We start from the raw sequence: 9,911 nt of genomic DNA, 5'->3' as shown, positions 1-9,911 counted from the left end.
TCGATGAAGCTGTGCCCTTTAACCAAATGCCCGGCACCTTCACCCAATGGCGACCGCTGCCTGCCAATACCGATATGCTCTACTACGAAGGTCTGCATGGCGGCGTCGTGACCAGCGACGCCAACGTCGCCCAGCATGTGGATTTATTGATCGGCATGGTGCCCATCGTCAATCTAGAGTGGATCCAAAAGATCATTCGCGATACTTCCGAGCGTGGCCACAGCCGCGAAAAGGTGATGGGCTCCATCGTGCGCAGTATGGATGACTATATTCAGCACATGACGCCGCAATTTTCGCGCACCCATATCAACTTTCAACGAGTACCGACGGTTGATACTTCTAACCCTTTTAGTGCCAAAGATATTCCCAGCCTTGACGAGAGCTTTGTCGTGATCCGTTTTCGTGGGATCAACAATGTCGATTTTCCTTATTACCTTAATATGATCCAGGGATCCTTTATGTCACGGATCAATACCTTAGTAGTACCCGGCGGCAAAATGTCCCTCGCGATGGAGCTCATCCTCACCCCTTTGATTAGGGATTTACTGGAAAAACGCCAGCAGCTTCATCGCCCCGAGGCGAACTAATGCTAAAGTGCCATGAATGCTAAAGTACCGTGAATGCTAAGGTGCCCTGCTTGCTAAAGTGCCATGAATGCTAAAGTGCCCTGCTTGCCGGCCCCTAGGCAACACAGTCGCAATATCTTTGGTGGGGTTCGGAGATTAAGCTTGATTTAAGCCATTGCCGTTATCTTGTAGGCATCGGGATTTCAGGCGAAAGATCGATAGTTGGCATACTCTTGGGAGTTAATTCCCCCATCTTGATCTGTTGATTCCCTTGAGTATGTCAGCAACCTCCCCTTCAACGTTCATATACCATTTGCAACCTTCAACTGAATCCTTTTGTTTTGCGAGTGTCATCTCAGGGCGTTAACCTTGCGCATGAGTTTTGCCCGCCATACATGTTGCCGCCCTTCATATCGCCGTGGTCGCAATGTCGTCGCAGAGTCGTCGCTATGTCACTTGCTTAGGTACAGCATCGCATCAGCGACATGATTGTTATCCAATTTCCCCAATAAAAAACCGCCCGCAGGCGGTTGTGATGAGAATGCACAGCTTGATGAGGTTCGCTCACGCTCACCGCGCAACGTCAGTGCCAAGCTTAGGCTTTAATCAGCTCACTAATGGTCAGCACGCCGTGAGTCGTCGCGCCCGCCCCCCACAGTGCCGAAGCTGAATCTTCAAAAGCGCCGGCTAAATCCACGTGTAACCATTTGGCTTCGGGTGACACGAAACGCCATAAGAAACCAGCGGCATTCGAGGCGCCGCCCGCGCCACCGCCTTTTACAGGGCGACTGTTGGCCGTGTCAGCATAGGCTGAGGGGCACATGTCTTTGTGCCAAGGATCCAGTGGCAATGGCCATACACGCTCGGCCACCGTTGCCGCCTTTTGCTGCGCCAACTGTAATACGTCAGCCTGCGGCGAGAAAATCGCATTGTAGTTAGCCCCCACCGCCATCACCGCCGCGCCAGTTAAGGTTGCCGCGTCGATAATAAAAGGTGCACCTGTAGCAGAAGCGGCTTGTAGGCCATCGGCCAAGACCAAACGACCTTCGGCGTCAGTGTTCACCACTTCCACTGTCACACCGTTTTTGTAGGTGAGAATATCCCCTAATTTATAGGCGCGGCCGCTGATGAGGTTTTCGGCGCAGCACAAAAACAGCTTAACCCGCTTATTTAAGCCCGATTGGATGGCTAAACCGAGCGCTGCCGTCACGGTTGCAGCGCCTGCCATATCACACTTCATCCCTAACATGCCTTCAGAGGCTTTGATGCTATAGCCGCCAGAGTCGAAGGTGATGCCTTTACCCACCAATGCCACAGATACCGGCGCATCGGCAGCCAATGGATTAAAGTCTAACTCTAACATTGCCGGTGGCCGCTCGCTGCCACGGCCAACGGCATGGATCCCAATCCAGCGCGCATCAAGCAGCGCTTCACCTTCAATAATGCGATAGCTCACCTTATCGCCACCGATAGCCGCCAGCCAGGTGGCCGCCTGCTGCGCCAGCTTCACGGGCGATAAGTTTTCCGGGGTGTCGTTGATCAATTGCCGAGCAAAGGTCGCCACCTCGAATCGACGTTGCAACTCGGCTTGGACAGCCTCATCACCACACCAGTGGATGTGGTAACCCGCCTTGGCCGTCGCAAAACCTTGGGCAAACACCCATTGCCGATGGAGATCCCAAAGCGGCCCGGTCAAAACCACATGGTTAACACCTTGGCTGCGCAGTTTACGGGCCGCCATTTGAATTTGGCGCAAATCATCAGCCGCGGTTAAATGAATGTGCGCGCCCTCTGCCGTAAAAGTCACATCGGCTTTCCCCCAAGGGGCGGCGGGAGCTTGTTGAGTTAATTGCACGGGCATGGCATCGGTCATTTTGAGTTCACTCATTAGAATTCCTTCATTTTTCGATTTTTTTTAACATCATAGGAACAAACACTCAGACCGCAGTTTACTGTGTGGCGACCTGGACTCAAAGACATTGCCGCTGTAAACCCCACTAAAATCGGTAAAGCTCTGGTAAATTTGTTAATCTTGCCTGCCATAGCTTACAAAGAGGTAACCGCATGCGCTTTACACCGGCCTTGCAGCAGGGCGTGCTCATTAAACGCTATAAGCGCTTTTTGGCTGACATTACCCTCGCCGATGGCACACCACTGACTATCCACTGCCCTAACACGGGATCGATGCGTAATTGCCTCTTCCCGGGTGAAAAAGTATGGTTCTCCACCTCCGCCAATCCTCAGCGTAAATATGCCCATACTTGGGAGCTCATGAGCACGCCCACCGGCGATCTGATTGGTATTCATGCGGGGAATGCCAATGCCTTAGCAGAAGAAGCCATCAAAAAGGGGGTCATCAACGAACTGGTGGGCTACACACAGCTCTACCGTGAAGCCAAGTACGGCGATGAAAATAGCCGCATCGATATTTTACTCAAAGGTGATGACCGCCCCGACTGCTATGTCGAAGTCAAAAGCTGCACATTACTGGAGGATGGCCAAGGTTATTTCCCCGATGCGGTGAGCCTACGCGGCCAGAAACACCTGCGAGAATTAATGCAAATGGTCAAGCTTGGCCAGCGAGCGGTATTACTCTTTGTGGTGCAGCACAGCGGCATTCACTGCGTCGCCCCTGCCCAACATATCGATCCTCAATACGCTAAGCTACTGAAAATGGCAGTGTTAGCAGGTGTTGAAGTGCTCGCCTATCGCTGCGAAATCTCACCGACAGCGATACAGTTAAGCCAATCCTGCCCCGTGAACATCTGAGCGCCATCCGCCGCTCGCAGACAATTAAGGGCAATAAGCGAACGTAGTCAAAAAAATCAGCCAAGGTGATATGAAAAATTTGCCTCGATGTGAAGATTCTGCTATAGATAGCGGCCGTTCTTAAGGACGCCCTACAAACGCAAATGATTACAGGAGATGCGTTATGCCTGAAGGCACCAAAAAACTTGGCGTACTCGCTATCGCAGGTGTGAGTCCCTACCAGGAAAAGCCGGGTGAAGAGTATATGAACGCTAAGCAACTGGGTCACTTCAAGACAATTCTTGAAGCTTGGCGCAATCAGTTGCGTGAAGAGGTCGACCGTACTCTGAGTCACATGCAGGATGAAGCCGCAAACTTTCCCGATCCTGTTGACCGTGCGGCCCAAGAAGAAGAGTTCAGCCTTGAGCTGCGTGCTCGCGATAGAGAACGCAAACTCATCAAGAAAATTGAAAAAACACTGCAAAAAATTGAAGAAGACGATTTCGGCTTCTGCGATTCTTGCGGTATTGAAATCGGCATTCGCCGTCTCGAAGCGCGCCCAACCGCCGATCAATGTATCGACTGTAAAACGCTTGCAGAGATCAAAGAAAAGCAAATGGCGGGTTAACCTGCCATCTCAGGCGGGGAATTCCCCGCCTACTTGTTTATCCGCGCTGACGTTATCCTCTCTGTAATACTTCGCTTTTGCTTAGCATCCCTCTAAAATACAGCCACTTTATCTAGTCACCCATGTCAAATCTCCTTATGGCGACGTTATCCACTGCTATTTCACCACGTCCTTATGTTGGCCGTTTCGCGCCATCACCTTCCGGAGCCTTGCACTTTGGCTCGCTGATCGCCGCCCTTGGCAGCTATTTGCGTGCCCGCTCACTGGGGGGGAAATGGCTTATCCGAATGGAAGATATTGATCCGCCAAGGGAAGTAAAAGGTGCCGCCGACGATATTTTACGCACCTTAGAGGCTTATGGTTTTGAATGGGACGGTACACCTTTGTATCAAAGTACGCGCACCGCGGCGTATCAAGCCAAGCTCGATGAATTACTGGTTGAAGATAAAGCCTATTTTTGCCAATGCAGTCGCAAACAAATCCAAGCTATGGGCGGCATTTACGATGGCCGCTGTCACCACTTAGCGACTCAGCACACGACTGGAGCGGTGCGTTTGGTCAATCGCGCCCACATCGCACAATTTACCGATAATCTCATGGGGCAGATTCAGGTGGAACACGCCTTTGCGGCCGAAGACTTTATTATCAAACGCAGCGATGGCTTATACGCCTACCAACTTGCGGTAGTGCTCGATGATGCCTACCAAGGCATCAGCGAAGTGGTGCGCGGCTGTGATTTACTGGAGGCCAGTTGCCGCCAATTAAGCCTCTACCAAACCTTAGGCTTTATCCCGCCCGAGTGGCTACATTTACCGCTGGCGAGCCTCACACCGGGGTTTAAACTCTCCAAACAAAATCATGCCCAAGCGATAGATAAACGTAATCCTCAGCCCAGCCTCAATGCAGCGCTGGCATTTTTAGGACAAGAGAGTGTTGAAAATCAAGGTTCTGTCTCCAAGATGCTCGAACAAGCCACCGCGCAATTTACGCTCGCGGCGATCCCTAAGCAGACCGAGATCCTGATCGATCCCTAAATGAAGCGGGCATAACTCAGGCCGAACTCATACATATTCGGGTCATGCTCAGGCGGGCAATGACGCATGCCTGGCCATGAGCAAACATCGCCATATACCCATTAGGCCGCAATTGAGTTATCATAGCCGCCAGATTTTTAACCAGATAACAGACCATATTTCGAGGTGTCCCATTTTTCGCCGTATCAGCCAATTCTGCAAGCAGCTATTTGAAGACGCGCCTAAAACGACCGCTCCGACTCCAGCGCAAATGGAACCCGCCACCCCAGAGACCACCTCTGGGCGCTTAAGCTTGGAGCGAGTCCCTAGAGATGCCCATGGTATCTCCCGTAAAGACATTAGCGAAAATGCCCTTAAGGTATTGTACCGATTAAACAAATCTGGCTTTCAAGCCTATTTGGTCGGCGGCGGTGTGCGCGATTTACTGCTGGGGCTTGAGCCTAAAGATTTCGATGTGGTCACCAATGCCACTCCAGAGGAAATCAAAAAACTGTTCCGCAATTGCCGGGTCGTCGGGCGACGTTTTCGCCTCGCTCACATCGTATTTGGTCGCGATGTTATCGAGGTAGCCACCTTCCGCGGCCACCATGGCGAAAGCAATGAGAAGATCTCCAAAGCCAACGCTGAAGGACGCCTGCTTCGGGATAACGTCTATGGCGATATCGATGAAGATGCCGAACGCCGCGACTTTACCGTCAACGCCCTCTATTACGATATCAGCGATTATTCGATTCGCGGCTATGGCGGCGGCATGCAGGATCTTAAAACCGGCACCTTGCGCTTAATTGGCGATCCCGAAACACGCTACCGTGAAGATCCGGTGCGGATGCTGCGGGCGGTGCGCTTTGCGACCAAACTGAGCATGAGCATTGAGGCCGTCACCGCTAAACCCATCAAACAGTTAGCGCCGCTGCTCAAGGATATTCCGGCAGCACGGATGTACGAAGAAGTGCTTAAGCTGTTCTTTGCCGGCAAAGCCTTAGCTAACTTTGAGATGATGCAGGAATACAAGCTATTTGCGCCGCTGTTTCCTCAGGTCGACGCCATTCTCAAAGAGAATCCCAAGGGCCCCGCGATGAAGATGGTGCAAACCATAATGAAGAGCACTGACACCCGGGTAAGCGAAGATAAACCCGTGACGCCAGCCTTCTTCTATGCCGCCATGTTGTGGTACCCCCTACGCCAACGCGCCGAAGAGATTGCCGTTGAAAGCGGTTTATCCCTCTATGATGCGTTTTTTGCCGCCATGGGGGATGTCATGGAACAGCAGTGCCAAACGATCAGTATCCCGCGGCGCTTTAGTACGCCAGCCAAGGATATTTGGCAGCTACAGTTACGCTTTGAGCGTAGCCAAAGCACTCGCGCCTTTAAACTCATGGAGCATCCTAAGTTTAGAGCCGCCTATGATTTACTGTTACTGCGCGGTGAAGCCGAAGGTGGCAATGTCGCTAAAAGTGCCGCATGGTGGCAACAGTTTGTCGAAGCCGATGAAACCGAGCGCCTGACCATTGCCCGCAGCGGGAGTAAAGGGCCCAATAGCCGCAACCGTAATGCCCCCCAGCGCCGTCGTCGGCGTCCGAGTGCGGCGAATGCAGCTAAAGCGGCCGAATAATGCCACGGGTATTTGTCGCCCTCGGGGCGAATCTGGCCAATCCTAAAGCGCAGCTGGATAAGGCGGTTAACGCCTTGTCCACGCTAGCTCTGGGCGACAGTTTGCAAGTGTCGCCCTACTATTGCTCCGCTCCCATGGGCGATGTCGCGCAGCCCGATTACCTCAATGCCGTCGCAAGCTTTGATACCCAGCTTGCACCACTTGCGCTGCTAGATGCTTTGCAGGCGATTGAAAACACTCAAGGGCGCGTGCGTAAAGAGCGTTGGGGCCCGCGTACCTTAGATCTCGACTTACTGTTATATGGCGATGAGTTTATCAACGAGCCTCGGCTAACCGTCCCCCACTACGGGATGAAGGCGCGCAGTTTTGTGCTAGTGCCATTAGCAGCCATCGCCCCCGATTTGATCCTGCCCTGCAAGACGCCCCTCAGTCATCTTATCAATGAAAATATGTTGGCGGAGTTACCACTCCTAGGCATTGATCATTGAAGTCCTTTGGCAGTTAGCTTATAACACCATTTCTTATTTGGTTTGAAGATCATCTATATGTCTAAAGTTACTCGCTCAACCCTGTTGAAATACAAACAGGAAGGTAGAAAATTCACTGCGCTAACCGCCTATGATGCCAGCTTTGCCAGCGCTTTCGATAGCGAAGGTATCGATGTACTGCTGGTGGGCGACTCGTTAGGCATGGTACTCCAAGGCCATGATGATACGCTGCCTGTAACCACCGCCGATATCGCCTATCATACCCGCTGCGTACGCCGCGGCATTGAGCGCGCCCTGTTGATTGCAGATATGCCCTTTATGAGCTACGCCACCCCAGAGCAAGCGATGAGCAATGCCACCACGCTGATGCAAGCGGGCGCCAACATGGTCAAATTGGAAGGTGGCCACTGGCTACTCGAGACTGTCACTAAGCTGACTGAGCGCGGCATTCCCGTATGTGCCCACTTAGGCTTAACGCCACAATCTGTGCATGTTTTTGGTGGGTTTAAAGTGCAGGGTCGCGATGCTGAAAATGCCCAACGCATTTTAGATGAAGCCAAAGCCCTAGAAGCCGCAGGTGCCCAATTACTGGTGGTAGAGTGCATTCCTGCCCCGCTGGCCACCGCAATTACCCAAGCCTTAACCATTCCAGTGATCGGCATTGGCGCTGGCGCCACCACCGACGGTCAAATTTTAGTCATGCATGATGTATTAGGTATTTCAAGTGGTTATATCCCACGTTTTTCTAAAAACTACCTAAAACAAACTGGCGAAATTCGCTCAGCCGTGCGCGCCTACATTGAAGAAGTGGCCACAGGCACCTTCCCCGGTGCGGAACATACATTCAACTAACTATCCCGTTTTACAAGGTAAGAGTTCATGATCACAAGTGCCCATATCGAGGACATTCGTACCCAAGTGCGTGCATGGCGCGCCAAGGGGGAAACCGTCGCCTTTGTGCCTACCATGGGCAATCTTCATCAAGGACATATCACCTTGGTCAAACAAGCGGCTAAACGCTGTGATCATGTGGTCGTGTCGATTTTCGTCAATCCTATGCAATTTGGCCAAAATGAAGATCTCGATGCTTATCCGCGCACCCTCGCAGCCGACAGCCAAGCCCTTGAAGCTGTTGGGGCAAAACTGCTTTTTACCCCGACGCCGGCCATTATTTATCCCAAAGGGTTAGCACAACAAACCTATGTTGAGGTGCCCGGCATCTCCGATATGCTCTGTGGTGAGAGCCGCCCCGGGCATTTTCGCGGCGTAGCCACCATAGTCTGCAAACTCTTTAACATAGTGCAACCCGATGTCGCCTTCTTTGGCAATAAGGATTATCAGCAGCTATTAGTGATCAAAACTATGGTTGAAGATTTATCATTACCAATTGAAATTATTGGGGTTGATACCATACGAGAAGCCTCCGGCCTTGCCATGAGCTCACGCAACGGCTATTTAACCGCCGATGAAAAAGCGCGCGCACCCGCACTCAAGCAAGCCTTAGATGCCATGGCCCAAGGAATACAAAGGGGCGAGAGTATTGAGCAAGTCAGCGCCCATGCCACGGCCAGCTTGATTGCCGCAGGCTTTACCCCTGATTACCTAGAAGTGCGTCAAGCCGATACCTTAGCGCAGGCTGAAGCCAGCGACCAGGCGCTGGTTATCTTGGCGGCTGCATATTTAGGCAAAGCGCGCTTGATTGATAATCTCAGGTTCGAACGCTGATCTGAATGACTGACGTCAGCCAATCACAAAGGAGCTTAAACGCCTTTGTGATTGGGCCAATGACCATTGTACCCAGCGCGCAAGACCCAAACTTTAGCGCCAGCCTTAACAGCTCATCAGGTAGAACGCTATAGCGTCAGCCTTAAGACATACCAACAGTCCTTAAGATATAGCGCCAGCCTCTAAAACAACTTCCCTTGCCAGCGCCCCATGGAAACACTGGTTTTCTGTACAAAGTTACGCCATAGTATCTACACGTAAAAGTAAGCGCACGCTAAAGTAAGCACTCGCTAAAGTAGCCTGCCCACATTCCCCTACCGCAATGAGCACAAAGGATTTGTAGCCCAATGGTAAAATTCATCGCCGCCCTAGCATGGATGATGCTCCCAACAACGACCTTCGCCGCCAGTCAGGTCAATACGATTTATAAATGTCGCAAGGACGATAAAGTCGTGTTTAGCCAGACCGCTTGTCCCGCAGAATATCGCCAGCATAAAATTGAGTATCAATTTGGGATCCCCACCGAAATCGACTCCGATAAGCGTGACACAGTCCGAGATCCGCTGCAGATCCTGCTACAACAATCCGCGCTGCCACAGGAGCAATGGCTGCAACTGCTTGATGCAGAAATCTACCGCCTAAGGCAAGAAATCAGTTATTTTGAGATCCTTAAGGCCAGTGAAATCCAAGCCCTTGAGCGCAAACGTTATTGGCAGGATAAGCCCAAAGAAGATCAAGAATATCTCACTGGCGTGACCAAGGTGACTGAACACTTTGACAGGTTGACGGCGGGCAATCGGCAGATCATTGAATTACTCGAGGCCCGCAAACGTCAGTTCTTGGCGGAGCCCGCGCCAACGTTAGCGCCAGCACAAGATAGCCGCTAACGCCAAGCTTTGTTAATGGACCACCATGGGCTTATACCAAAGCGCTGGCGTTAATGTACGCCGCCAAAGGCCGCAAGCGGGTTAACTAGTGTTGGCGCTAACGCCTTAATACTGGCTGGAGTGGACAGTTGGCCGATAGCGCATTACATGCCAACGTTGATAACACTCACCGATATAACAGCCATAGAGATAACAGCCACCGAGCTCATGCCAACCATCAGTG

At 51.8% G+C, this 9,911-nt stretch carries 10 protein-coding genes; 9 read left to right on the top strand and 1 reads right to left on the bottom strand.

The genetic code is table 11. The features are described 5' to 3' along the window. Positions 1-587, top strand: a 587-nt coding sequence (locus ACRCZA_RS11570; RefSeq protein WP_438674584.1) for a phosphoribulokinase, incomplete at its 5' end; no start/stop codon positions are given. 574 nt (positions 588-1,161) lie between these two features. Here ACRCZA_RS11570 and pepB read toward each other — a convergent pair. After that, entirely contained in the window at positions 1,162-2,454 is a 1,293-nt protein-coding gene (gene pepB / locus ACRCZA_RS11565; RefSeq protein WP_438674583.1) for an aminopeptidase PepB, read from the bottom strand. Between the two features lie 176 nt (positions 2,455-2,630). On the opposite strand from pepB, the gene sfsA reads away from it, so the two are divergent. From sfsA to ACRCZA_RS11525, 8 genes are all read left to right on the top strand, one after another. Then, positions 2,631-3,335: a DNA/RNA nuclease SfsA gene (sfsA, locus tag ACRCZA_RS11560; RefSeq protein ID WP_438674582.1), complete on the top strand. Its 705-nt coding sequence runs from the start codon at positions 2,631-2,633 to the stop codon at positions 3,333-3,335. Between the two features lie 163 nt (positions 3,336-3,498). Beyond that, positions 3,499-3,942 carry an RNA polymerase-binding protein DksA gene (gene dksA, locus ACRCZA_RS11555; RefSeq protein ID WP_007644947.1) on the top strand — a complete coding sequence of 148 codons (444 nt, stop codon included), beginning with the start codon at positions 3,499-3,501 and terminating at the stop codon, positions 3,940-3,942. Between the two features lie 137 nt (positions 3,943-4,079). Next, positions 4,080-4,976, top strand: a complete 897-nt coding sequence (gene gluQRS / locus ACRCZA_RS11550) for a tRNA glutamyl-Q(34) synthetase GluQRS (protein WP_438674586.1) — start codon at positions 4,080-4,082, stop codon at positions 4,974-4,976. Positions 4,977-5,088: 112 nt separating this feature from the next. After that, on the top strand, positions 5,089-6,588 hold the full coding sequence (locus tag ACRCZA_RS11545) for a polynucleotide adenylyltransferase PcnB (protein WP_438674585.1): 1,500 nt from the start codon (positions 5,089-5,091) through the stop codon (positions 6,586-6,588). Further along, entirely contained in the window at positions 6,588-7,076 is a 489-nt protein-coding gene (folK, locus tag ACRCZA_RS11540; protein WP_438674581.1) for a 2-amino-4-hydroxy-6-hydroxymethyldihydropteridine diphosphokinase, read from the top strand. The genes ACRCZA_RS11545 and folK overlap by 1 nt, the downstream gene beginning before the upstream one ends. A 57-nt stretch (positions 7,077-7,133) precedes the next feature. Continuing rightward, a complete protein-coding gene (gene panB, locus ACRCZA_RS11535; RefSeq protein ID WP_438674580.1) occupies positions 7,134-7,928 on the top strand; it encodes a 3-methyl-2-oxobutanoate hydroxymethyltransferase in 795 nt (264 codons plus the stop codon). A gap of 27 nt (positions 7,929-7,955) precedes the next feature. Further along, positions 7,956-8,801, top strand: a complete 846-nt coding sequence (gene panC, locus ACRCZA_RS11530; RefSeq protein ID WP_438674579.1) for a pantoate--beta-alanine ligase — start codon at positions 7,956-7,958, stop codon at positions 8,799-8,801. Between the two features lie 347 nt (positions 8,802-9,148). Continuing rightward, positions 9,149-9,688, top strand: a complete 540-nt coding sequence (locus ACRCZA_RS11525; RefSeq protein ID WP_438674578.1) for a DUF4124 domain-containing protein — start codon at positions 9,149-9,151, stop codon at positions 9,686-9,688. Positions 9,689-9,911 lie beyond the last annotated feature (223 nt).

The organism is Shewanella sp. (assembly GCF_051658185.1).
Taxonomy (GTDB): Bacteria; Pseudomonadota; Gammaproteobacteria; order Enterobacterales; family Shewanellaceae; genus Shewanella.
This window is presented reverse-complemented; position numbering and strand designations above follow the sequence as displayed.

Bases quoted from the DNA above. Each gene is read 5' to 3' on its own strand.
- panC (WP_438674579.1), top strand. From the start codon at position 7,956: ATGATCACAAGTGCCCATATCGAGGACATTCGTACCCAAGTGCGTGCA.
- panB (WP_438674580.1), top strand. From the start codon at position 7,134: ATGTCTAAAGTTACTCGCTCAACCCTGTTGAAATACAAACAGGAAGGT.
- folK (WP_438674581.1), top strand. From the start codon at position 6,588: ATGCCACGGGTATTTGTCGCCCTCGGGGCGAATCTGGCCAATCCTAAA.
- dksA (WP_007644947.1), top strand. From the start codon at position 3,499: ATGCCTGAAGGCACCAAAAAACTTGGCGTACTCGCTATCGCAGGTGTG.
- sfsA (WP_438674582.1), top strand. From the start codon at position 2,631: ATGCGCTTTACACCGGCCTTGCAGCAGGGCGTGCTCATTAAACGCTAT.
- pepB (WP_438674583.1), bottom strand. From the start codon at position 2,454: ATGAGTGAACTCAAAATGACCGATGCCATGCCCGTGCAATTAACTCAA.
- ACRCZA_RS11525 (WP_438674578.1), top strand. From the start codon at position 9,149: ATGGTAAAATTCATCGCCGCCCTAGCATGGATGATGCTCCCAACAACG.
- gluQRS (WP_438674586.1), top strand. From the start codon at position 4,080: ATGGCGACGTTATCCACTGCTATTTCACCACGTCCTTATGTTGGCCGT.